The following is a 23,273-nucleotide window of genomic DNA, read 5'->3' as shown; positions in this document are numbered from 1 at the left end:
GGTATCGCCAAGCGGTAAGGCAGCGGGTTTTGATCTCGCCATCCCTAGGTTCGAATCCTAGTACCCCAGCCATTTTTCTGTTCTCTTCCACATCAGTGGTCGATAACAAACGGCTATGTAGCTCAGTTGGTTAGAGCATCGCACTCATAATGCGGGGGTCACAGGTTCGAATCCCGTCATAGCCACCATTAATATTGCGGAAGTGGCGAAATTGGTAGACGCACCAGATTTAGGTTCTGGCGCCCTAGGCGTGAGAGTTCGAGTCTCTCCTTCCGCACCATTAATAGCAGTACCAAACAGACCAGCTCACGCTGGTTTTTTTGTATCTGAAATTTGCCTCTCCCCAGTTTTTCTCTCGCTCCTCTATTAACCCAGCTCCACGTTAATTTCCGTTCACGTCACTCTTCACTGATTCCGATCACGCCTTGCCACTCTTGTCTCCCAGCCATAAAAAGCGGCCCGCAGGCCGCTGGTGCACACATTCATCATCCCGGTTATCAGAACGGGAAGAACCAGGGGATCGCTACCACGCTGACCGCCATCACCAACAGGGTGAATGGCACTCCGATACGGATAAAATCGGCAAACTTGTAGTTGCCCGGCCCCAGTACCAGGGTATTCACCGGTGACGAGACCGGCGTCATAAAAGCGGCCGAGGCGGCGATGGCAATGGTCATGGCAAACGGATAGGGTGATACCCCCATCTGTTGCGCCGTGCCTAGCGCAATGGGCGCCATCAGCACTGCGGTGGCGGTGTTGGAGATAAAGAGCCCGATCACCGCGCAGAGGGCAAACAGGCTGGCCAGCATGACCCGCGGCCCCATCTCCCCTACCGCATTGATCAGGCCACCGACGATCAGATCCACCCCGCCGGTTTTTTGCAGCGCCAGCGCGAAGGGGAGCATGCCGACGATGAGGATCAGGGTCGGCCAGTGGATCGACTTGTAGGCACTTTCCATATCGATACAGCGAAACTTGCCCATCAGCAGACAGGCGATCAGCGCTGCAATCACGTTGGGCACAGGATCGGTCACCATCAGCAGGATCATCACGCCAAGACAAAAGAGGGCGTGAATAGCCTGGCTGCGAGCGGGGGCCATCTCGTCCACTTCGGCGGGCAGACCCATCAGCAGAAAGTCGCGGCTATGGGTCTGCAACTGTCTGATATGGCTCCAGTTGCCCACCACCAGCAGGGTATCCCCCATCTGCAACGGCTCGTCTACCAGCTTGCCTGCCAGTGCCTCACCGTCGCGGCGCAGCCCCACCACGCTCAACCCATAGCTGGAGCGGAAGGTCACCTCACGCACGCTTTTACCCAGCAGCTTGGACTCGGGGATCAGCGACACCTCGGCCATCCCCACCTCCCGCGCCTGATCGGAGAAATACTCCCCGCGCAGGATCATGGGTTCAAGCCGCGCTTCGCTGCAAAACGCCCGCACATCCACCTCGGGGTCTGACATGTCGATCAGCAGCACATCCTTGGCCTGGAACTCACTGATCCCGGACACCGGCACCATCACCCGGCGAAACTTGCGCCAACGTTCCACCCCGATGACGTGGGCACCATAACGGGCGCGTAGTTGCAGCTCATCCAGGGTATGACCAATCAGCGGGGAGTCCGGCCGCAGCGCCAGACGACGGGCCCTACCGGCCAATCGGTAGTCACGGATCAGATCGCGCAGGGTGCGGCGCCCGGTCGGCTTGCCCTTGCCCTCTTCCCCCTCGCCCACCAGGGAGCCGCGCACCAGCAGCATGTAGAGGATGCCCAGCCCCAGGATCAGCACGCCCATGGGGGTGAAATCGAAGAAGCCGAAGCCGTGAATGCGGTGGCGCATCAGCTCGCTGTTAACCACCATGTTGGGGGGCGTGGCCACCAGCGTCATCATGCCGCTGATCAGCCCGGCAAAGCCGAGGGGCATCATCAGGCGACCGGCCGGGATCCCCATCCGGTTCGCAACGCTCAGCACCACCGGGATAAAGATGGCCACCACCCCGGTGCTGCTCATCACAGCCCCCAGACTCGCCACCGCCACCATCAGCAACACCAGCAGCTTGGTCTCGCTGCTGCCCGCTACCTTCACCAATGCATCCCCCACCTGATAAGCGATGCCGGTGCGCACCAGCCCCTCACCCACCACAAACAGGGCGGCAATCAGGATAACGTTGGGATCGCTAAAGCCCGCCAGCGCCTCCGGCAGGGTGAGGGTGCCGCTCAGCACAAAGAGGATAATGATCAACAGGGCGACCACATCCATGCGCACCTTGTTGGTCATGAAGAGATAGATGGCGCCAGCCAGCAGACAGAGCACCCAGACAAGCTCGGAATTCAATGCAACCTCCTTTTATCACGTGATTCTCCTCCCGGAGAGTGGACTCTATCAGACCACAGCCACGGCGCTATCATCTTGCTACATATCAATAAAGTCCGGCCCGCCGGGGCCCCATAACCCATCACTGCTGGAATAACCGGGCAGCAGCGGCGATTTCTTTGATATGGGCCAAGCCCGGGGCGGACAAAAGTCCTGCCCCTCCTCCCCCTCACCCCTTAGAATGGCGCCCTCGCATACTTACCCTCATGCCCAAGGATCAGAAAATGAGCATATTCGAGCTGTTCAGCATCAATAACACCCTAGTGACCATACCGCTGGGTGGCGGCTATGCCATGTCATGGATTGAAGCCATCGGCACCCTGTTCGGGCTGGCCTGCATCTGGTTCGCCAGTCAGGAGAAGACCATCAACTACCTGTTTGGTCTGATCAACGTCAGCCTGTTTGCCATCATCTTCTTCCAGATCCAGCTCTACGGGCTGTTGATGCTGCAGCTGTTCTTCTTCTGCGCCAACGTCTACGGCTGGTACGCCTGGACCCGCCCCGCCAACGATCAGGGGGATACCCTGCAGATCCGCTGGCTCAGCAGATCCAAACTGATGGTGACCGCCGCCGTGAGCGTGCTGGCCATCGCTCTGCTGACCCGCTATATCGACCCGGTCTTCGCCACCCTGGCGCGCACCTCGGTCTCCCTGCTCAACCTGTTTGGTGCCAACCTTGCTACCCCTGAGCCCTCCCCGGATGCCTTCCCGTTCTGGGATGCCAGCATGACGGTGCTCTCGGTGGTCGCCCAGATCCTGATGACCCGCAAATACGTGGAGAACTGGATCCTCTGGGTCGTCATCAACATCATCAGCATCGGTGTCTATGCCGCGCAGGGCGTCTACGCCATGTCGCTGGAGTACCTGATCCTGCTGTTTATCGCCGCCAACGGCACTCGCCTCTGGGTGATTGCCGCCAAGCGCCAGCCACAAGGTCTGTAAGCCATGAGTCTGTTACCCCATCTCCAGTGCCGCCCCAACCAGATTGCCGAGCGGGTGGTACTGTGCGGCGACCCGGCCCGGGTCGATCGCATCGCCAGCCAGCTCGAACAGTGTGAGGTGCTGGGGCAAAACCGGGAGTTTCGCCTCATCAACGGATCCTATCAGGGGCAGCCCATCACGGTTTGCAGCACCGGCATTGGCGGCGCGTCGGCCGTCATAGCGCTGGAGGAGCTGGTGCAAGCCGGTGCCCACTCGCTTATTCGGGTCGGCTCCGCCGGTGCCCTGCAACACGACATCGGCCTTGGCGACCTTATCGTGGTGGAAGGGGCGGTACGCAATGAGGGCGCCTCGCAGGCCTATCTGCCCGCCGAGTACCCCGCCTGCGCCGATATCTGGCTGCAGGCCGCCTTGCTCAACCATGTGGCAACCGGCAGCCAGCCTCATTGGCACGGGCTGGTACGCTCCCACGACAGCTTCTATCGAGATGATGAGCAGGAGGTGTGCCGCTACTGGCATGCCCGTGGCGTGCTCGGCGCTGACATGGAGACCGCAGCCCTGCTGACCGTGGGTCGCCTGCGCAAGGTGCGGGTTGCAGCCGTGCTCTGCAACGTGGTGCTATTCGAGCAGGATGTGCAACAAGGGGTGGCGGATTACGCCAGCGCCGAACAGGCGATGATGGCCGGTGAGCAGCAAGCCATCGCCGCCGCCCTCCACGCTCTGGTGCAATAAGCCGCAAACCGTTAACTGCGGCACATCCGCTACCGTGCGGGCTGGTATCCGGCCCGCACTCTTGCTAGCCTCATGGCCCTCGTCATCCGGTGCGACAGGCAAGTCATGCAGCAACAGCCCTACCCCCTCGGCCGTTTTCACGCCGAACTCCAGCAGCTTGAACCCCGCTTTGCCGCGGCGCTCGACGCCTGCACCCTGTTTCTGCGTCGTTACCTGCCGGGCGAATTGATCATGCGGCAGGGGGAGCAGAGCGAGCAGCTCTATCTGGTCGAACGTGGCCGGGTCTCCCTCAACAGCACGGTACACTCTGGCCGCCGCTTCCAGCTCGGCGAGATTGAGTGTCACAGCCAGATCTTCGGTGAGATGGAGTTCTTCAGCGCAACCCCGGTACAGTGGAACGTGGTGGCCGAGACCGAGCTGGATGCCCGAGTCATCTGCGCCAACAAACTAGCCCAGCGCCTGCTGGCAGAACCTGAGTTGACCCTCTTTTTCGCTGCGGCGCTTGCCAGCGACTATCTCGACACCCTGGAGATCACCACCAGCCGGCTGCTCCACCCCATCGCCTACAACATCGCCTATGAGCTATGGCGTGAGCGCCAGCGCACCCCCATGCTGGGATCGCGCAAGCGGGCCCATGAGGCGGCGCGCTTCGGCACCACCGAGCGGGTTTACCGCAGCGCCCTCAAGGAGCTGGTCGAACAGGGCATAATTGCCGACAGCAGTGACGGCCCCGTTATCGCCGATCTGGCCAGGCTGCGCGCCTATCTCGATCTTTGATTTCCATTCACCTCATTTCGATTCACCCAGTCAGGAGTCACCATGTCTGCTCATTCCTATCCCGAATTCACCTTCTTCAGCCGCTTCGTTGCCGATATTCAGGCGGGCCGCAAGACCATCACCATCCGCGACGAGAGCGAGGCCAACTGGCAGCCCGGCCAACGTCTGGCGCTGTTCACCAACCCGGAGCACCAGCCCTTTGGCACCATAGAGGTGATCTCCGTCAACGCAATAGCCTTCGATGAACTGAATGACGAGCATGGCCGTCAGGAGAACATGACCCTCCCCGAGCTCAAACAGGTGATCCGCGATATCTACCCCGATCTACCGCCGCTCTATGTGATTGAATTCAAAATGATTGCCTGAACCGGATTTGGCCTTTGCCGAGCGATGTGTTAATAGTGTCCTCTTTTGAATCAGGGAGGTGACCCGAGTGTTTGAGATAGCGAGCCTGAAAGAGGGGATGATGCACGGGGTCGAGCTGTTCCAGCTGCTGCTGGAGATCATCTCCATCGCCTGTGTGGTGATAGGGCTTGGCAAGACCCTCTGGCTAGCGGCAAGAGTGCGGGATCACCAGCCCGGTTTTCCGCGTATTCGTCTCTGCTTTGGCAGTTGGCTCATTCTGGCGCTGGAGTTCCAGCTCGCCGCTGACATCTTGGCCACCACGGTCGCGCCAAGCAAGGAGGAGCTGATCCGCCTTGCCATCATCGCGGTGATCCGCACCTTCCTGAACTACTTCCTCGGCAAGGAGCTGGAAGCACAAGCGGAACGCCAACAAGAGAAGGCAGAGCGCCAGCAGGAGCAGCACAGCGAACAGGTCAAGGCAGCCCAATAGCCCGTTTCCTTGCACAGCATCATCGCTAAGTGCCGTGTCATCCCGACCACAGCAGTGGCCCGGGATGGCACCTTTGTGACCCTTCCCGCACTTTTGGCAATCAGTCAATAATGGAACCCTTTTCAAGGCTTCCCCTGCCCTGTTGAGTGCCCGCTCATCTGCGTAAGATGGAAAGCCTCCTCCCCAACCGGCCACGCTGATGAACCCGCACTCCCTCCACACTCCCGATATCGACCTCGATAGCTGCGTCATCTACCAGATCTACCCCATGAGCTTTCAGGACAGCGATGGCGACGGCATGGGCGACATCAACGGCATTCGTCAGCGCCTCGACTATCTGGCCACCCTCGGGGTCGATATGCTCTGGCTCACCCCCATCTATCGCTCCCCCAAGCGGGACAACGGCTACGATGTTGTGGACTACCGTGCCATCGACCCCGCCTTCGGCACCCTGACCGAGATGGAGCTGCTGATAGCCGAAGCAGCCGCTCACGGCATCGGCATCATGATGGATATCGTCGCCAACCACACCTCCACCGAGCACGAGTGGTTTATGAAGGCGCTGGCCGGGGATCCCCGTTATCAGGGTTATTACGTATTCCGGGATCAAGCCTTTGTCGATGCTCACCCCATTACCTCGATTTTTGGCGGCAGCGGCTGGCAGTACGTGCAGGAGCTTGATCGCTACTACCTGCACAACTTCGATCCCAGTCAGGCCGATCTGGACTGGGACAACCCGGCAGTGCGGGCCGAGATGGCAGCGGTGATCAACTTCTGGCTGGGCAAAGGGATCAAGGGGTTTCGCTTCGATGTGATCGATATGGTGAGCAAAGAGTGGGACCGACTGGCCATGAGCAACGGCCCTCACCTGCACGACTATATCCGCGAGCTCAATGCCGCGAGCTTCGGCGGCAAGGGGATCATTACGGTGGGGGAGACCTGGGGAGCCGATCTCGCCCATATGCAAAACTATTCGAACCACGACGGCAGCGAGTTCAGCATGGTGTTCAACTTCGAGCATCTGGGGCTGGGCAGTGACAAGTGGTCATCCCGCTTCGATCCCCTCGCCTTCAAACGAGCCATGGCCCGCCACCAGCAAGGGCTACACGGGCGTGGCTGGAACAGCCTGTTTCTCGGCAACCACGACCTGCCTCGCGCCGTCTCCCGCTTTGGCGATGACAGGCCAGAGTGGCGGGAAACCAGCGCCAGGCTGTGGGCCATGGTGCTGCACATGATGCAGGGCACTCCCTTCATCTATCAGGGGGAGGAGCTCGCCATGACCAACCGTCACTGGCAGCCGGACGAGCTACGCGATGTGGAGGCAATCAACTACCGCGCCAGCCAGTCAGGGCTGGATCCTGCCGAGCTGAGTCGGCGGCTCGATGCCATCGGCCGCGACAACGCCCGCACCCCGATGCAGTGGGACGCTGGCCTCCACGCCGGTTTCAGCACGGCCACTCCCTGGATCGCCCTCAATGCAAACCACGTCGAGATAAATGCTGACGAGCAGCTGGCCCGCCCCGACTCACCGTTTCACTGCTATCGCCAGCTCATCGCCCTGCGCAAGGCTCACCCGGTCATTCGCCACGGCAATTTCGAGCTGCTGGATGGGGATGATCCCGAGCGTATCAGCTATCGCCGCCACTGGCAGGATCCGGCCAGCGGAGAGCAGCACACCCTGCTGCTGCTCGCCAATCTCACGGCCAATCCCTTGCAGATGCCCCACTTCGACAAGGTGACAGACAAGATGCGGTTGCTGCTGGCCAATTACCCTGGCGAACCACTGCCACTCTTCGCCCCTTATCAGTGCGCCATCTGGCTGCAAGTGGATCAGGGTTAACCCCGTGTTGACGGGCCATGTCAATGGCCCGTCAGCCACCTCCCGTTGGCTGTTAGCAGAAAATCATGCCCCCACGCTGTGGGATTAAATTAACCACTATTACTGACTTATTAATTGATTATTTATCCCGTTTGATACGCTCTCATTGCCCCTCTTACTATGCCTGCGACCTATCCATTGCCGATGCAACTATCGGCCTTCAAACTGGCATAGCAAAGTGGAAAACAGATGATCACCACAGACGGGAATAACGCAGTCGCCTCGGTGGCGTACCGCACCAGCGAAGTCATCGCCATCTACCCCATCACCCCCAGCTCGGCCATGGCTGAGCAGTCGTCGGCCTGGTCGAGCGAGCGGGGCAAAAACCTTTGGGGGGATGTGCCCCGGGTTGTCGAGATGCAGTCGGAAGGGGGCGCCATCGCCGCCGTCCACGGCGCCCTGCAGACCGGCGCGCTGGCGACCTCGTTTACCTCGTCGCAGGGTTTGCTGCTGATGATCCCCAACCTCTACAAGCTGGCGGGTCAGCTCATCCCCTTCGTGCTCCATGTGGCGGCGCGCACCGTGGCGACCCACGCGCTATCTATCTTTGGCGATCACTCGGACGTGATGGCGGTGCGCCAGACCGGCTGTGCCATGCTCTGTGCCAGCAATGTGCAGGAGGCGCAGGACTTTGCCCTGATCTCCCAGATAGCGAGCCTCAACAGCCGCCTCCCCTTTATCCACTTCTTCGACGGCTTTCGTACCTCTCACGAGATCGCCAAGATAGCGCCGCTCGCTGACGACACCCTGCGTGCCCTGCTGCCCGCAGATGCCATCCGAGCCCATCGTGACCGGGCGCTCACCCCCGACAAACCGGTCATTCGCGGCACTGCCGCCAACCCGGACACCTACTTCCAGTGCCGGGAGGCGAGCAACCCCTGGTATGACGCCGCCTATGGCCATGTGAGCGAGGCGATGCAGGCTTTTGGCGAGCAGACCGGCCGCCACTACCGGCCGTTTGAATATGTCGGCCACCCGCTGGCGGAGCGGATTGTGGTGCTGATGGGCTCGGCCATCGGCACCTGTGAAGAGGTGATCGAGCGCCTGCTGGCCCAAGGGGAGAAGGTAGGTCTGGTGAAGGTACGGCTGTTCCGTCCCTTCTCGGCCGAGCACCTGCTGGCCGCGATTCCCGAGAGTGCCCACACCATCGCCGTACTGGATCGCACCAAGGAGTCGGGCGCACAGGCCGAGCCCCTCTATCTCGACGTGATGACGGCGCTTGCCGAAGCGGTCAGCCGGGGCGAGCGGGCAAGCCTGCCACTGGTCATCGGCGGCCGCTACGGCCTCTCCTCCAAAGAGTTCGGCCCCGCCTGCGCGCTGGCGGTGTTTGCCGAACTGGCGCAAGAAAACCCGCGCCCGCGCTTTACCGTCGGCATCTTCGATGACATCACAGGTCTCTCGCTACCGCTGCCCGCGCTCAATTCGCAAAGCCCCATCCACAGCCAGCAACACAAGCTGGAGGCGCTCTTTTACGGTCTTGGCAGCGATGGCACCGTCTCGGCGGCCAAGAACAGCATCAAGATCCTCGGCAACCACACCGACCTCTATCCGCAGGGCTATTTCGTCTACGACTCCAAGAAGGCGGGCGGCCTCACCGTCTCTCACCTGCGGGTGGGCGAGCGGCCGCTGCAATCGGCCTATCTGGTGGAAGAAGCGGACTTTATCGGCTGCCATCAGTGGCAGTTTGTCGACAAGTACCGGATGGCGGAACGCTTGAAAGCGGGCGGCATCTTCCTGCTCAACACCCCCTACAGCGAAGCGGATATCTGGCAGCGCCTCCCCAGCGAGGTACAGCATGCCCTGCGCGAGAAAGAGGCGCACTTCTACATCATCAACGCCGCCAAAATTGCCCGCGACTGCCAGCTCGGCAACCGCATCAATACCGTGATGCAGATGGCCTTCTTTCAGCTCAGCGCCATCATTCCCCCCGCAGAGGCGACCAGCCTGCTGAAGCAGGCCATCGCCACCAGCTATGGCAGCAAGGGACAGACACTGGTCGAGCGCAACTGGATGGCACTGGAGGCAACCTGCGCCGCCCTGACCCGGGTGCAACTTGGCGAGCTGGATCCCGCCAGCCGTCCCCGCCCGCCGGTGGTTTCGGCCAAGGCCCCCGATTTTGTCCAGACCGTCACCGCCGCCATGCTGGCGGGGCTGGGTGACAGCCTACCTGTATCCGCCTTCCCGCCGGATGGCACCTGGCCGGTCGGCACCACCCGCTGGGAGAAGCGCAACATCGCCAAGGAGATCCCGATCTGGGAGGCGGAGCTCTGTACCCAGTGCAACTACTGCGTCGCCGCCTGTCCCCACTCGGCCATTCGCGCCAAGGTGGTAGAACCGGATGCGCTGGCCGCAGCTCCCGCCACTCTCGATGCGCTGGATGTGAAATCCCGTGACATGCGCGGCCAGCAGTACGTGCTGCAGGTGGCGCCGGAGGATTGCACCGGCTGCAATCTCTGCGTCGAGGTGTGCCCGGCCAAGGATCGCAGCAACCCGGATCGCAAGGCGATCAATATGGCTTCACGCCTCGATCACCTCGATGAGCAGAAGGCCAACTACGACTTCTTCCTCGACCTGCCAGAGCGCAGCGCCGAGCAGCTGGAACGCATCGACATCCGCACCTCCCAGCTCATCTCGCCGCTGTTTGAATACTCGGGCGCCTGCTCCGGCTGTGGCGAGACCCCCTACATCAAGCTGCTGACCCAGCTCTATGGCGATCGGCTGCTGATTGCCAACGCCACCGGTTGCTCGTCCATTTATGGCGGCAACCTGCCTACCACCCCTTACACCACCAACGCCGACGGGCGCGGCCCAGCCTGGGCCAACTCGCTGTTTGAAGACAACGCCGAGTTCGGACTGGGCTTCCGCCTCACCGTCGATCAGCACAGGGAGCGGGTGCGCCGTCTGCTGGCGAGCCTGGGCGACACCATACCGGCAGCGCTGCGCGAGGCGCTCGGCGATGCCACCCTGCCGGTTTCCGAGCAGCGGGCCCATATCCAGCAGTTGCGAGCGCTGCTGCAGGAGAGCCAGACCCCGGCAGCCCAAGAGCTGGCTCGCGATGCGGACTATCTGGTGGAAAAATCGGTCTGGCTCATCGGCGGCGATGGCTGGGCCTACGACATCGGCTTTGGCGGGCTCGATCATGTGCTGAGTCTGGGGGAGAACATCAATGTGCTGGTGCTAGATACCCAGTGCTACTCCAACACCGGCGGCCAACAGTCGAAGGCAACCCCGCTTGGTGCCATTACCAAGTTTGGCGAGCAGGGCAAGCGCAAGGGGCGCAAGGATCTCGGGGCCAGCGTGATGATGTATGGTCACGTCTATGTGGCGCAGATCTCCCTCGGTGCCCAGATGAACCAGACCGTGAAGGCGATTCAGGAGGCGGAAGCCTACCCGGGGCCGTCGCTCATCATCGCCTACAGCCCCTGCGAGGAGCATGGCTACGACATGGCCGAGAGCCACGAGCAGATGAAACAGCTGACTGCCACCGGTTTCTGGCCTCTCTACCGCTTCGATCCGCGCCGCGCTGACGAGGGCAAGTTGCCGCTGGCACTCGACTCGCGAGCACCCAATGCCTCGCTGGCCGAGACCTTGCGCCATGAGCCCCGCTTCCAGCGGCTGGAGCGCCAACTGCCGGAGGTGGCCAGCCAGCTCTATGAAGAGGCGGAGCAGGAGGCCAACCGCCGCTTCGCCTGGCTGAGCCAGCTGGCAGGCAAGGAGAGTCCGGCGCAGGAGTAACTCGCGCATGGCTTGATGGCAGCAGCCACGCTATTCGCCAAATAACAATCAGGGCTCCCCGCGGGGAGCCCTGATGCTAGCTATGGTGAGCCAATGTCGGCGCAGGCCGGATCAGGCGCTGATGGATGCCAGCTCGTGGCGCTTCAACGCCAGCAATGTGATGAGCAGCGCCAGCGTGGCGATCAGTGCCATGCCGATATAGGTCGCGCTGAAGCCCGGGGCCAGCAGATCGGGGGCGAGCCGGCTCAGATCGCCATCGCTGCCGGCTGGCAGGCGGAAGTGGAACAGCATGGAGCAGATGGCCACGCCGACGGCACCGCCGAGCTCCCGCCCGAAGTTGAACAGCGACATGCCGATGCCGCGATCCTGCCGTGGCAGGGCATTTTGCACTACTACCGAGAGGGCGGGCAGCACCAGACCGAGACCAATACCGGCAAACCCGAGCGCCAGTCTGACCCAGGCGTCGAAGTGGATCTGCCAGAGCGCCACCGCCGCGAGGCCAAAGCCCACCGCGACAAAGCTCTTGTAGTGGCCGGTACGGCCAATCAGCTTGCCTCCGACAAAGGCGCCGGCAGTGATGCAAATCATGAAGATAACCATGATGGCGCCGCTCTCGCTGGCGCTCATCCCCTTCTGCCACTGCATCTGCAACGGCAGATAGACCAGCACGGCAAACATCAGCAACTGGGAGAGCATCACCAGCAGCACACTCACCAGATAGCCGGGCAACCGGGCCAGATGGGCGGGCAATATGGGGTCGTGGGCGCGCCGTTCAATCAGAATCAGCAGCAGCAATGCAACGCCCAGCGCCGCCGAAAGCCAGACGGCGGGCAGCGCCGCTTCCGGCGAGAGCAGCAACAGGGTGAGCGTGGTGACGGTAATCAGCAGACCCGCCCCCTTCCAGTCGAAGCGACTGTGGCGACGCACGTTGAGCTGCTTGAGGTTGCGGTTGATGAGAAAGACTGCCAGCGCCCCGAGCGGCAGATTGATCCAGAAGATCCAGCGCCAGCTGAGCTGCTCGGTGAAGTAGCCGCCGAGCAAGGGGCCAGCGATACTGGAGACCGCATAGACCGCCGAAATGTAGCCCTGATATTTGCCCACCTCCCGCGGCGGAATGGTGTCGGCAATCACGGTAAACGCGAGGGCAATCAGACCGCCGCCCCCCAGCCCTTGCAGCACCCGCGCTGCCAGCAGGGTCTGCAGATCCTGGGAGAGGGCGCAGGCCACCGAGCCCGCCAGAAACAGGCCGATGCCGATATTGAGCATCCGCACCCGGCCAAAGAGATCGCTCAGCTTGCCGTAGAGGGGCAGCACGGCGGTGGCCGCCAGCAGATAGGCGGTGACCACCCAGGTGAGGGCGGCACCGGCATGCAGCTCGGCGCCAATCATGGGCAGCGGGGTGGTGACTATGCTCTTTTCCAGTGAACCGAGCGCGATCACCAGCGCCACACTGGAGAAGATGGTTTTGGGGGATATTTTCGAGGTCATAAGCGGACTCGCAGATCTGATATGCCAAAGTATCCGGCAATGAACGGATTATTGTCTCACAAATCAGCAAGAGATAGAAAAAACGGCGGCCACAATCTGCCCAACCATGAGGCCGATCCCACAAAACGCCGACCGTTTCTGCTAGCCTGCTCTATTTGATTCGAGGAGCCCCCATGAGCGAGCGTGAGCAGTACGGGTTTGATCACTACGATGCCCTGATTTTCGATATGGATGGCACTTTGGTAGATTCCATGCCCCTTCATCTGGATGCCTGGGAGCTCACCTGCGCCGAATTCGGCATCCCCTTCGAGCGGGATCAGCTCTATCAGTACGGCGGCATTCCCACCCGCAAGATCATCGCCATGCTGGCCGAGCAGCAGGGGCTGACGGTGGATGTCGAGGCTTTTACCCGTCGCAAGATTGCCCTCTACATGGCCCATATCGACAAGGTCAGCGTCTTTCCCAAGATGTGGGAGCTGGTCAGGCACTATCACGGCAAGGTCAAGATGGGGATTGGCACCGGCTCACCGCGCAATCAGGCGGAGGCCATCCTCAAAAGCACCGGACTCGACGCCTATATCTCTGTGGTGGTCAGTGCCGATGATGTCACCAACCACAAACCGCACCCCGACACCTTTTTGCAGGTGGCCGAGCTGCTCGGCGCTAATCCGGCCAACTGTCTGGTGTTTGAAGATACCCGGATCGGGCTTGAGGCTGGCAAGGCGGCAGGGATGGATACTCTACTGGTAATGGAAGGCGAACTGCACCAGAGGTAGATCGCAAGCGGACAGCGGCAACATGGCGCCACCTCGATGGTGCCATGATGCTGTTCAACTCGCGGATAAAGGGTTCTCCTGCAAACAGGAGACGAGCGTCGGCCCGGTGGCAACTGTCAAGGAGAGTGCATCGACCATGGCTTCCTCCTCCCATGCCTGATGCTGGCGCAGCAACGCCAGTGCTTCAGCCGGCGTATCTGCACAGATGGGGGCCGCCATGGCGGCAAATCCCTGCTCAACCAGTTGACGACGCTCATCGCTATAGCGCGGGGCATTGGCATCGAGATAGGTAAGCGCCTGGCCCAGCGTGAAAAAGTGATAGTTGGGCATCGAATGACCCTCAAAAATAAAGTGCCATTCTACTCCTTTCTGCTCCATTTCCAGCCTTAAACCCTTGTCCATCCGGTGATCTCGTTCACATTTTTGTTAACAATCCCGCAGACAACCATGCCACGGCAGCTGGCCTCGCCCGCGACCCTTTCATCCCTGGCAGGCTGTAGACTACAACCGGCGCAGAGAGTCCGATCTACAGCGCTGCGTCGAGCCAAGGTCATCCTCTTGTTTGATGCCTTGACCATGCCGCACCTGGTCAGCCGATATATTGCCAACCCTGGTCACCTCGATATGGGACTACTGCGCTGGTCACGCATATTTCACCAGATATATAAAAAGATAAAAACGCTCCGAATCTGGGCCAACCGTCAGCCTACCGATAATTAACAAGCATCCCCCATGCAAATATTTGAATTATATTCCAGCCACATCTTTAACTACTGTTACAGTAATCTCTGCTAGCATATTTTTGCGCGGCAAGATAGATGACTAAAAAAACATAAAGTACATATCTATGCACAATAAAATCGTTTGATGGCAGCTTGATGCATCGCATTAACCCTTTCTTTACACTCCTTCACTGCCAAGGTATCTGCCCCAACCCCCGCCCGGACTGGACTATTGCTCGATGCATGGCCATTGGCGGACAAACAGGTGACTATTCAGCATGAATTGAATAGCAATCACATTAAATTTGCACCCATTGAGCCATCTCATAAAAATGCAATCAGCGGTTTGCAACCCCTGATAGCCACTCATAGAATCGCAGCGTCTGAAATATCTACCCTGTCCTCTCCTCCCTTATTCCTCTCAGTAATTGAGTGGATCACAAATAATAACCGGGGATGCCGTCGCTGGCGCAGTGGCCGTGGCGCACAACAAGATGGGGTAAACCTGTACCTGAATGAACAACAAATATTAAAAAGAGGCATATCTATGAGTGGCACCATCATCAAGTCAGCAAGAAATACCCCCCATGCACCCCAGGATCTGGGCCCCAGCACCCAAACGGTGGCGTTTTCTCATTACAACAATATCTCCGCCCAGCTGCCGGTCGATCCCGCCACCGGCAAGATGGTGAGTGGCGATGTCACCGCGCAGGCCAGACAGTGCCTGAGCAACCTCAAGGCAATCATCGAGAGCATCGGCCATGTGATGGACGATATGGTCAAAGCGACCATCTTCCTGAAAGAGATGGCGGATCTTGAGGCGGTCAACGCCGTCTATCGCGAATTCTTCCCGGGCTATCTGCCGACCCGCACCACCCTCGCCGTCGCCGCCCTGCCGCTGGGCGCGCTGGTGCAGATCGATGCCATCATCTCCAACGGCGAAGGTACCTTCCCGCAAGATCCTTGCCCGCTGATTAAACTGGCCCGCAACAGTGACAAGGCGCCGCACAATCCGCTCTCCACTCATACCGTGGCCTTCTCCCACTACAACAATATCGGCGCCCAGCTGCCGGTCGATGCCGCCTCGGGCCAGCTGGTTGCCGGTGGCATCAAGGAGCAGGCGGGCCAGTGCCTGCGCAATATCAAGGCGGTGCTGGAGAGTATCGACGTGTCGTTTGACGATATCGTCAAGGTCACCGTCTATCTGACCGATCTGGCCGACCTGGAGGCCGTCAACGAGGTCTACACCACCTTCTTCCCCGACTCCGCCATTGCCCGCGCCGTGGCCTATCTGCCTGCCCGCTCGGTGATCAGTGCCGCCGCCCTGCCCATGGGGGCACGGGTGCAGATGGATGCGGTCATCTCCCACGGTGACGGCACCCCGCCACAACTGGTGGAAGACAGACACAATCTGGTGATCCGCGCCCGCAATACCGACAAGGCACCGCGCAGCCCGCTCCATTGCCAGACCGTCGCCTTCTCCCACTACAACCATCTCTCTGCGCAGCTGCCGATAGACCCCGCCACCGGCAAGATCCTGGCTGGCTGCATCAAGGAGCAGACCGCCCAGTGCCTGAGCAATATCAAAGCGATTGTGGAGAGCATCGGCCATGTGATGGACGATATCGTCAAGGTGAATATCCAGCTCGGCAATATCGCGGATCTGGATGCGGTCAACGCCGTCTACACCAAATACTTCCCGGGCTACCTGCCTGCCCGCACCGTAATCGGGGTAAGTGAACTTCCCGCCGGTGCTCTGGTACAAATCGATGCAGTGATGTCCAACGCCGAAAGCACCCCGCCACAGGCGTAAAGGTTGCGGAAATAAAAAAGAGACCGGCTATATGCCGGTCTCTTTTTACATGCCAGACAAAGGGGTAGCCCCTCAGCCCTCAATATCGCGGTTCCTGATCGCCACTCTGACCGCCTCTGCGGTAGTGGCCACCCCCAGTCGACGGCGAGCACTGCGCAGATGGTTCTCGACCGTGCGCACCGAAAGCTTCAGGGTGGTGGCGATATCGGCATGGCGCCAACCCCGGGAGACCCACTCCAGCACTTCGCGCTCGCGCCCAGTGAGGCCACGCTCGTGGCCCGCTACCGGCACCTCCATCAGGCGACGAGCTGCATGAAAAGCCGCCACCGCGATCAGCGCAAGGCCAACCCGAGTGTGGGCACTGGCATCGATCTGATCGCCGCCAAAACTCATCGCCCCTTCCAGTCCCAACGGCCCATAGACGGGTACCTGCAAGCCATGTCGGCCCGGCCCCTCAGGCTGGCGAACGATACGGTACTGCTCGCCAACGGCGCCAACCGTTTTGCTCCAGAAGAAGGGCTGGTCTCGCTCTCTGATATGCATCGCCATCGGGCACTCGCGCATATAGGCATGCAGGTCGACCGCCTCGCCGCTCTCCAGCCACTCCCCCTCCAGCCAGTAGAGGTGCTCGACCACCCCCTCTTCGCTGGCACTGATGGAGAAGAGCGCAAAGCGGTGATACCCCAGCGGGGTGGCAAAAGCGCGCACCAGCTGCTGGATCTCCTCCAGCCGCTGACACCCTTCCAGCGCCACCGCGACCTGCAGCGCATTCGCTGGCGACGACGACAACCTCATCGCTTGGCAACCGCCTCCAGCAAGGTGGTAGCTGCCAGCTTGCCGAGGTTATTGCCCGCCAGCGGGCTGTCACCGGTCAGCAGATTGCGATCCCGGCACACCTCTCCCGAGATGCCGTTGTTGACGATCTCGAAGCCAATCTCTTTGAGCCTCTCGCCAAACTTCCAGGTGAGGTGGCCAGGCATATAGCCAATTGCCGGGGTCTGGGCATCCAGCTCATCGGGGAAGGCGCAGATCTTGTAGCCCGCGAAGGTCTCTGGATTGGCCACCGCCAGCAGCGCAGCAGGCCCGTGACAGAGGGAGATGATGAAGCGATCGTTGGCCATCGCCCACTCCAGCAACGCTTTCACCTCGGCACTCTGCGGCAACCCCATCAGGGCGCCGTGGCCGCCGGGAATAAAGACGCCGATATAGTCCGAGTCAGCGGCCAGCGCCTGCTTCAGCAGGTCGGCCAGCTTGGCCGGTTGGCGGAACTGCGCCTGATATTTGGCATAGAGCCCCAACACCTCTTCATCTTCGCCGGGCATGGCCCACCACTCGAACTTGACCGGATTGCCGGAAAGGGTGGCCACGTCAAAGGCAAAGCCCGCCTTGTCGAGGTGATACATGGGTAGCAGGGTTTCGACCGGATGGTTACCGGTGGAAAACAGGGTGCCGTTGTCGGTGGGCAGATAACGCTCATCGGCACCGATCAGCAGGATCTTCCAGCGCCCCTCCCGATAGGGAGCGGGATAGTCAGCCCCGGCAAGGTCAGATTTGCGCGAGGTGAACTGGCTCAGGGAGTAGGGCGACGGAAAGAAGGCATTCTGCTCTGCCGGATCCGGGGTCGGTTGTTTATCGTCAACAAGCATATCGGTCATGGCTCAGGCTCCAGTAGTGGTGGACTCGGTCTCACAGTATTGACTGTCAGAGACCAAGTAAATGAGGGTTTTCCCTCAACCGCCATGACTATGGCAAGAGGTGTGACCACGCTGCGACAAAACCTGAACAGAATCCCCGCCAGACTTAGGGCATCGCGGCAAATGCCCTGACGATGGCATCCATGACCGCCCTGACCCGCGCGGCATGCTGCACATCCTGATGGGTCACCAGCCACACATCGTAGGATTGCTCTAATTGCCGCTCGGGCCAGACCCGCACCAACCCGGCTTGCTCGGCAAGCGGAACCGCCACCTCGCCAAGCCCCAGCCCCATCAGCAGGGCCTGACGCAGCATCAGGCTGGTATTGACCCCCGCGGCGACCGTGGCCCCCTCGGCCGCCTCTTCGAGCATCATGGGGGATCGCGCGCTCTGCCAGTGGGGCTCATACACCACCAGCGAATGGCCCGTAAAACCGGTGCCCGCTTCGGGTATGCCATGGCTAGCCAGATAGTCGGCGGAGGCATACAACCCGACCGGCCAGGAGGCCAGCTTGCGAATAATCAGGTCGGGATTGTCCGGCTTCACCGTCCGGATCGCGATATCCGCTTCCCGCAGGGACAGATTGACCACCAGGGTCGAGGTATTGAGGATGACCCTGATATCGGGATAACGCTGATGCAGCTCGGTCAGGGCCGGTATCAGAAAATCCATCCCCAGGGTGTCTGTGGTCGCTACACTGACCTCCCCGACCAGGCGGTTGTCGACCCCTTGCGCTGCCCGCACAAAATCAATGGCCGCCAGCTCCATCTGCTGGGCGCTGGCCAGCACTATCTCTCCGACATGAGTCAGCACATATCCTTTGGATGTGCGGAGAAACAACGTGGCCGCCAGACGATGCTCCAGTGCGGCAATCCGCCTGCCAATGGTGGCCTGATCGACCCCGACCACACGGGCGGCGCCCCTCAGGCTCCCTTCCCGATGCAACGCCAGAAAAATTTTCGCATCATCCCAGTTCATCACGACTCCCGGTTGGAATGCATTTTTGCATTACAGGTGAGGAATAATACTGCGTTTATTCATCAGCAATCTCCATTATCTTGGTGCTCATCCCACTCGGGGAACCTCATATCACCTCGTTACAAGGAGCCGCTGATGCCTAACGCCTATTCCATTCCCGCCACCATGAGCGCGGTAGAAATTACCCAACCCGGTGGCCCCGATGTCTTGCAACTGACCACCCGCGCCACACCAGAGCCCAAGCCCGATGAGGTCTTGATCCGGCACTATGCGACCGGCATCAATGGGCCGGATGTGATGCAGCGCAAAGGGCTCTACCCGCCTCCGGCAGGGGCATCGGATATTCCCGGGCTGGAGGTCGCCGGGATCGTGGTCGCCAAGGGGGAGCAGGTGGAGCATCTCAAGGTTGGCGACAAGGTCGCCGCGCTGATTTCGGGTGGCGGCTATGCCGAATACAGCGTCGCCCACCAGAGCAATGTCCTGCCCCTGCCGCCCGGATTGAGCTTTGTTGAAGCGGCGGCGCTGCCGGAAACCTTTATGACGGTCTGGTCAAATATGTTTGAACGGGGTCAGTTCAAAAAAGGGGACATTATCTTGATCCATGGCGGTGCCTCCGGCATCGGCACGACCGCCACCATGCTGGCCAAGGCATTTGGCGCCGCCAAAATCATCACCACGGTCGGCTCACCCGAGCAGCAGGCCGCCAGCATCAAGCTGGGCGCGGATGTGGCCGTGCTCTACAAGGAGGAGGATTTTGTCGAGGCCGTGCATGCAGCCACCGATGGCCATGGCGCCGACATCATTCTCGATATCATTGGCGGAGAGTATGTCGCGCGCAACTATGCGGCGGCCGCCATCAATGGTCGCATAGTCCAGATCGGCATTATTGCGGGCGCCGCCCCCAATCTGGATCTGTTTCCCATGCTGCAAAAGCGGCTGACCCATATCGGCTCCACCCTGCGCTCGCGTACTCCGCAGGAAAAAGCCGAGCTGATTGCCCAGCTGCAAACTCATGTCTGGCCATTTATCGAACGCGGTGAGGTCAAACCGCAGGTTTACCAGACCTTCCCGCTGCATGAGGCCGCCGCCGCCCACCATTTGCTGGATTCAGGCCGTCATATCGGCAAGCTGGTGTTAACCATGGCCCCCTTGTCGTCAGATTGATAAGGCCCATAGTGGAGTAGGCCGAGGTGGATGCGGTGATATCCAACGCGGAAAGTACCCCGCAGCAGGCGTAAGGGTTGCAGAAATAAAAAAGAGACCGGCTATATGCCGGTCTCTTTTTAGGTAAAAGGGAGGAATATTATTTTTATGACATCGAAATAAATGACGCGAACGTCCGATTACGCTTCGCTAATCGAACCTACAGGCTGTGGTGATTTTTCTTGATTGCTCTTCGCTTTTAACTTTGCATTGCGTGCAGATATAAATTTCCTAGCTATTTTTATTTGCTTTTTAGACATTGGGATTTTATCTTTACTGGCAACTGCATTTATTTTAACTTCTAAAATCTCTTCAAATATAGTTAAATTAGGCTTAGTAAATCCTTGGCTAAGGATCAACTCTTGAAAAACCATGGACTCGATAAGTAGATTTTTAACATGTTTATTGTCACCATATACAACTGCCTGATAAAATAAATATTTTACCTCATACGCTGTTAGCTGCGATGCTAAAATTCTCCAGTAAGTTTCTTTAATTAGTGGAGCCTTACACTCCTCATCTATAAGGGTAAGGATACTATAGAAAGTACCGATATATCGACTTTGCTTAATAAAAACAGACTTAATAGACCGAATTAGTTCATATTTATAGGCAAGTAGAGCATTCTCTTCACTTGGAAGGGAACGATATCCTTGTGAAGCCCACAATTTATCAAACTTTAAGATTAAGAATCGCAATGCCTCGACACCACAAAGCCGAGTTGATTGCTCTTGGGTTCTGATAGATAAATCTTTAAGATTTTCTTTATATAATTTTAGTAACTGATAAAAAGAATCTTCAAATCTCTGCCTTGCAAAAGTCTGACTCTGTGAAAACATTTCTTTTCTTGTTTCAATCAGCTCTTCTCTCGTTAATTTAAGATCTTCTCTTTGCATAAAGAGAGTCGCTAATATTCCAGAGAATGCAATACCAGTAAAAAATGAAGTTAATACTCCAAAGCTATCCCCAAATGTTCCAGCTTTAGTAATTGAAAGTTCAGAAATTGGCCACACAATCCAAAGTAATGCCGCACCATAGAGAGCAAAAATTAAAAAAATTATTAATAATGATATATAAAATGGCTTTTCGTAACTATTCATATTCAAGCGTACTCGTTAGAATGAATTGTCAAATGTTACTACTGGGCCTCCATAATGACAATAGTGTTGCTTGGGTGTTTTCATGGCTCGAAAAGTATTTAAAAAATAGTTTATATATATCCATAATTAACTGAAATCTTCCTTGAACTCCATAAAAAACGCCCCCCATCTTGCGATGGAGGGCGTTTATTTTCCAGCTATTGGGTCAAGCTGGCCCAATCTTCAGGAATTACAGGGATTCAGCGGTCGCAACCACGTTTTCCACGGTAAAGCCGAATTCCTTGAACAGCAGCTCGGCCGGTGCGGACTCACCGAAGGTGGTCATACCGATGATCTTGCCGCCAAAGCCCACGTACTTGTACCAGTAGTCGGCGATGCCGGCTTCGATGGCCACACGCTTGGTGACGGAGGACGGCAGAACGGACTCTTTGTACTCGGCAGATTGAGCATCGAACACGTCGGTAGACGGCAGAGAGACCACGCGCACGGCACGGCCCTTGGCTGTCAGCTGCTCATAGGCGGCAACGGCCAGTTCCACTTCGGAACCGGTGGCGATCAGGATCAGCTCCGGAGTACCGGCGCAATCCTTCAGCACGTAGCCACCCTTGGCGGTATCAGCCAGCTGCTGGGCAGTACGGTCCATCTGGGCCAGGTTCTGACGAGAGAAGATCAGAGAGGTCGGGCCGTCGGTACGCTCGATGGCGTGTTTCCAGGCGATGGCAGATTCAACCTGGTCACACGGACGCCAGGTGCTCATGTTCGGAGTCAGACGCAGGGAGGCGATCTGCTCAACCGGCTGGTGAGTCGGGCCATCTTCACCCAGACCGATGGAGTCGTGGGTGTAAACGAAGATGGCGCGCTGCTTCATCAGGGCGGCCATGCGCAGGGCGTTGCGGGCGTACTCCATGAACATCAGGAAGGTAGCGCCGTAGGGGATGAAACCACCGTGCAGGGCGATACCGTTCATGATGGCGGACATGCCGAACTCGCGTACACCGTAGTGGATGTAGTTGCCGGAGGCATCGTCGTTGGTCAGGGACTTGGAGCCGGACCACATGGTCAGGTTGGATGGAGCCAGGTCGGCAGAGCCGCCCATGAACTCCGGCAGCAGCTTGCCGAAGGCTTCCAGAGAGTTCTGGGACGCTTTACGGGTCGCAATCTTGGCCGGGTTGGCTTGCAGGGTTTCGATGATCTTGGCGGATTCGGCAGCCCAGTTGGCCGGTAGTTCGCCAGCTGTACGGCGCTTGAATTCGGCAGCCAGAGTCGGGTGAGCGGCTTCATAGGCAGCGAACTTGGCAGCCCAGTCGGCTTCCAGCTTGGCACCCTTCTCCTGAGCGTTCCACTCGGCAGCGATATCGGCCGGGATAACGAACGGGGCGTGGTCCCACTTCAGGAAGGCACGAGCCGCGGCGATCTCGTCGTTGCCCAGCGGTGAGCCGTGGCAGTCGTGAGAACCGGATTTGTTCGGGGAACCGTAACCGATGATGGTGCGGCAGCAGATCAGGGTCGGCTTGCCGGTCTCGGCCTTGGCGGCTTCGATGGCGGCATTGATGGCTTCCGGGCTGTGACCGTCAACAGCCGGGATAACGTGCCAGCCGTAGGCTTCGAAACGCTTGACGGTGTCGTCGGTGAACCAACCTTCTACGTGACCGTCGATGGAGATACCGTTGTCATCCCAGAACGCGATCAGTTTGCCCAGTTGCAGGGTACCTGCCAGGGAGCACGCTTCGTGGGAGATACCTTCCATCAGGCAGCCGTCGCCCATAAAGGCGTAGGTGTAGTGGTCAACGATGTCGTGGCCCGGCTGGTTGAACTGCTCAGCCATGGCTTTCTCGGCGATCGCCATACCAACGGCGTTGGTGATGCCCTGACCCAGCGGGCCAGTGGTGGTTTCAACGCCCGGTGCATAGCCGTACTCCGGGTGACCCGGGGTGCGAGAGTGCAGTTGGCGGAAGTTTTTCAGATCGTCGATGGAGAGGTCATAACCGGAGAGGTGCAGCAGGGAGTACAGCAGCATGGAGCCGTGGCCGTTGGAGAGAATGAAACGGTCGCGGTCGGCCCACTTGGGGTTGTTCGGGTTATGTCTGAGGTGGCTACGCCACAGCACTTCGGCGATATCCGCCATTCCCATGGGGGCGCCCGGGTGACCGGAGTTGGCTTTTTGAACGGCATCCATACTCAATGCACGAATGGCATTGGCAAGCTCTTTACGAGAAGGCATCTGAATCTCCTG

Annotated in this window: 18 protein-coding genes and 2 tRNA genes; 12 read left to right on the top strand and 8 right to left on the bottom strand. The window is 59.1% G+C overall.

Translation table 11 applies throughout. The features are described 5' to 3' along the window. Positions 1–111: 111 nt before the first annotated feature. Together G5179_RS10920 and G5179_RS10915 are read left to right on the top strand one after the other, a co-directional pair. Positions 112–188: transfer RNA gene (locus G5179_RS10920), tRNA-Met, on the top strand. Between the two features lie 8 nt (positions 189–196). Beyond that, a tRNA-Leu gene (locus tag G5179_RS10915) sits at positions 197–280 on the top strand. Positions 281–497: 217 nt separating this feature from the next. Here the strand turns inward: G5179_RS10915 and G5179_RS10910 are convergent. Further along, entirely contained in the window at positions 498–2,330 is a 1,833-nt protein-coding gene (locus G5179_RS10910) for an SLC13 family permease (RefSeq protein WP_421258355.1), read from the bottom strand. Positions 2,331–2,593: 263 nt separating this feature from the next. Between G5179_RS10910 and pnuC the strand changes: the two genes are divergently transcribed. From pnuC to nifJ, 7 genes are all read left to right on the top strand, one after another. Continuing rightward, positions 2,594–3,310 (top strand): nicotinamide riboside transporter PnuC, encoded by a 717-nt coding sequence (gene pnuC, locus G5179_RS10905; protein WP_100645328.1) that lies wholly within the window; start codon positions 2,594–2,596, stop codon positions 3,308–3,310. Positions 3,311–3,313: 3 nt separating this feature from the next. Further along, positions 3,314–4,039, top strand: coding sequence for a nucleoside phosphorylase (locus G5179_RS10900; RefSeq protein WP_421258354.1), 726 nt, complete (start codon positions 3,314–3,316; stop codon positions 4,037–4,039). Positions 4,040–4,144: 105 nt separating this feature from the next. After that, positions 4,145–4,816, top strand: coding sequence for a Crp/Fnr family transcriptional regulator (locus G5179_RS10895; protein WP_421258353.1), 672 nt, complete (start codon positions 4,145–4,147; stop codon positions 4,814–4,816). Between the two features lie 42 nt (positions 4,817–4,858). Continuing rightward, positions 4,859–5,182 carry a N(4)-acetylcytidine aminohydrolase gene (gene yqfB, locus G5179_RS10890; RefSeq protein ID WP_219264312.1) on the top strand — a complete coding sequence of 108 codons (324 nt, stop codon included), beginning with the start codon at positions 4,859–4,861 and terminating at the stop codon, positions 5,180–5,182. 67 nt (positions 5,183–5,249) lie between these two features. Further along, the gene (locus G5179_RS10885) at positions 5,250–5,651 is read left to right on the top strand and encodes a DUF1622 domain-containing protein (RefSeq protein WP_421258352.1); all 402 of its coding nucleotides are present in this window, start codon (positions 5,250–5,252) and stop codon (positions 5,649–5,651) included. Between the two features lie 199 nt (positions 5,652–5,850). Beyond that, positions 5,851–7,491 (top strand): alpha-glucosidase, encoded by a 1,641-nt coding sequence (locus G5179_RS10880; protein ID WP_421258351.1) that lies wholly within the window; start codon positions 5,851–5,853, stop codon positions 7,489–7,491. Between the two features lie 228 nt (positions 7,492–7,719). Then, positions 7,720–11,265, top strand: coding sequence for a pyruvate:ferredoxin (flavodoxin) oxidoreductase (gene nifJ / locus G5179_RS10875; protein WP_421258350.1), 3,546 nt, complete (start codon positions 7,720–7,722; stop codon positions 11,263–11,265). Between the two features lie 111 nt (positions 11,266–11,376). On the opposite strand, the gene G5179_RS10870 is transcribed toward nifJ, so the two are convergent. After that, a complete protein-coding gene (locus tag G5179_RS10870) occupies positions 11,377–12,753 on the bottom strand; it encodes an MDR family MFS transporter (RefSeq protein ID WP_184232914.1) in 1,377 nt (458 codons plus the stop codon). Between the two features lie 173 nt (positions 12,754–12,926). On the opposite strand from G5179_RS10870, the gene G5179_RS10865 reads away from it, so the two are divergent. Then, on the top strand, positions 12,927–13,529 hold the full coding sequence (locus G5179_RS10865) for an HAD family hydrolase (RefSeq protein WP_421258349.1): 603 nt from the start codon (positions 12,927–12,929) through the stop codon (positions 13,527–13,529). A gap of 54 nt (positions 13,530–13,583) precedes the next feature. Here the strand turns inward: G5179_RS10865 and G5179_RS10860 are convergent, their stop codons facing one another. Beyond that, positions 13,584–13,931 carry a hypothetical protein gene (locus G5179_RS10860; protein ID WP_421258348.1) on the bottom strand — a complete coding sequence of 116 codons (348 nt, stop codon included), beginning with the start codon at positions 13,929–13,931 and terminating at the stop codon, positions 13,584–13,586. Positions 13,932–14,798: 867 nt separating this feature from the next. On the opposite strand from G5179_RS10860, the gene G5179_RS10855 reads away from it, so the two are divergent. Next, positions 14,799–16,064 (top strand): RidA family protein, encoded by a 1,266-nt coding sequence (locus G5179_RS10855; RefSeq protein ID WP_421258347.1) that lies wholly within the window; start codon positions 14,799–14,801, stop codon positions 16,062–16,064. A gap of 72 nt (positions 16,065–16,136) precedes the next feature. Here G5179_RS10855 and G5179_RS10850 read toward each other — a convergent pair whose 3' ends face one another. The 3 genes from G5179_RS10850 to G5179_RS10840 all read right to left on the bottom strand — a co-directional run bounded on the left by G5179_RS10850 (position 16,137) and on the right by G5179_RS10840 (position 18,737). Then, entirely contained in the window at positions 16,137–16,859 is a 723-nt protein-coding gene (locus G5179_RS10850; RefSeq protein ID WP_421258346.1) for a PA1136 family autoinducer-binding transcriptional regulator, read from the bottom strand. Next, positions 16,856–17,719, bottom strand: a complete 864-nt coding sequence (gene hchA / locus G5179_RS10845; protein ID WP_421258345.1) for a glyoxalase III HchA — start codon at positions 17,717–17,719, stop codon at positions 16,856–16,858. The genes G5179_RS10850 and hchA overlap by 4 nt, the downstream gene beginning before the upstream one ends. Positions 17,720–17,864: 145 nt before the next feature. Continuing rightward, entirely contained in the window at positions 17,865–18,737 is an 873-nt protein-coding gene (locus tag G5179_RS10840; RefSeq protein ID WP_421258344.1) for a LysR family transcriptional regulator, read from the bottom strand. Positions 18,738–18,872: 135 nt separating this feature from the next. On the opposite strand from G5179_RS10840, the gene G5179_RS10835 reads away from it, so the two are divergent. Next, positions 18,873–19,901: an NAD(P)H-quinone oxidoreductase gene (locus G5179_RS10835; RefSeq protein WP_421258343.1), complete on the top strand. Its 1,029-nt coding sequence runs from the start codon at positions 18,873–18,875 to the stop codon at positions 19,899–19,901. A 179-nt stretch (positions 19,902–20,080) separates the two neighbouring features. Here G5179_RS10835 and G5179_RS10830 read toward each other — a convergent pair whose 3' ends face one another. Continuing rightward, positions 20,081–21,040 carry a putative phage abortive infection protein gene (locus tag G5179_RS10830; RefSeq protein WP_421258342.1) on the bottom strand — a complete coding sequence of 320 codons (960 nt, stop codon included), beginning with the start codon at positions 21,038–21,040 and terminating at the stop codon, positions 20,081–20,083. Between the two features lie 229 nt (positions 21,041–21,269). Further along, on the bottom strand, positions 21,270–23,261 hold the full coding sequence (gene tkt / locus G5179_RS10825) for a transketolase (protein ID WP_005343828.1): 1,992 nt from the start codon (positions 23,259–23,261) through the stop codon (positions 21,270–21,272). Positions 23,262–23,273 lie beyond the last annotated feature (12 nt).

The sequence above is a fragment of the Aeromonas sp. 600886 genome, assembly GCF_049174935.1.
Classification (GTDB): Bacteria; Pseudomonadota; Gammaproteobacteria; order Enterobacterales; family Aeromonadaceae; genus Aeromonas; species Aeromonas veronii_A.
The sequence above is the reverse complement of the archived record's forward strand: the minus strand, read 5'-3'. Positions and strand labels throughout refer to the sequence as shown.

What these genes read in the sequence shown, in the direction of transcription:
- pnuC (WP_100645328.1), top strand. Translation starts at nt 2,594, where the DNA reads ATGAGCATATTCGAGCTGTTCAGCATCAATAACACCCTAGTGACCATA.
- G5179_RS10840 (WP_421258344.1), bottom strand. Translation starts at nt 18,737, where the DNA reads ATGAACTGGGATGATGCGAAAATTTTTCTGGCGTTGCATCGGGAAGGG.
- G5179_RS10830 (WP_421258342.1), bottom strand. Translation starts at nt 21,040, where the DNA reads ATGAATAGTTACGAAAAGCCATTTTATATATCATTATTAATAATTTTT.
- G5179_RS10850 (WP_421258346.1), bottom strand. Translation starts at nt 16,859, where the DNA reads ATGAGGTTGTCGTCGTCGCCAGCGAATGCGCTGCAGGTCGCGGTGGCG.
- G5179_RS10835 (WP_421258343.1), top strand. Translation starts at nt 18,873, where the DNA reads ATGCCTAACGCCTATTCCATTCCCGCCACCATGAGCGCGGTAGAAATT.
- nifJ (WP_421258350.1), top strand. Translation starts at nt 7,720, where the DNA reads ATGATCACCACAGACGGGAATAACGCAGTCGCCTCGGTGGCGTACCGC.
- G5179_RS10855 (WP_421258347.1), top strand. Translation starts at nt 14,799, where the DNA reads ATGAGTGGCACCATCATCAAGTCAGCAAGAAATACCCCCCATGCACCC.
- G5179_RS10870 (WP_184232914.1), bottom strand. Translation starts at nt 12,753, where the DNA reads ATGACCTCGAAAATATCCCCCAAAACCATCTTCTCCAGTGTGGCGCTG.
- G5179_RS10865 (WP_421258349.1), top strand. Translation starts at nt 12,927, where the DNA reads ATGAGCGAGCGTGAGCAGTACGGGTTTGATCACTACGATGCCCTGATT.
- hchA (WP_421258345.1), bottom strand. Translation starts at nt 17,719, where the DNA reads ATGACCGATATGCTTGTTGACGATAAACAACCGACCCCGGATCCGGCA.
- G5179_RS10895 (WP_421258353.1), top strand. Translation starts at nt 4,145, where the DNA reads ATGCAGCAACAGCCCTACCCCCTCGGCCGTTTTCACGCCGAACTCCAG.
- G5179_RS10900 (WP_421258354.1), top strand. Translation starts at nt 3,314, where the DNA reads ATGAGTCTGTTACCCCATCTCCAGTGCCGCCCCAACCAGATTGCCGAG.
- yqfB (WP_219264312.1), top strand. Translation starts at nt 4,859, where the DNA reads ATGTCTGCTCATTCCTATCCCGAATTCACCTTCTTCAGCCGCTTCGTT.
- G5179_RS10880 (WP_421258351.1), top strand. Translation starts at nt 5,851, where the DNA reads ATGAACCCGCACTCCCTCCACACTCCCGATATCGACCTCGATAGCTGC.
- G5179_RS10860 (WP_421258348.1), bottom strand. Translation starts at nt 13,931, where the DNA reads ATGGACAAGGGTTTAAGGCTGGAAATGGAGCAGAAAGGAGTAGAATGG.
- tkt (WP_005343828.1), bottom strand. Translation starts at nt 23,261, where the DNA reads ATGCCTTCTCGTAAAGAGCTTGCCAATGCCATTCGTGCATTGAGTATG.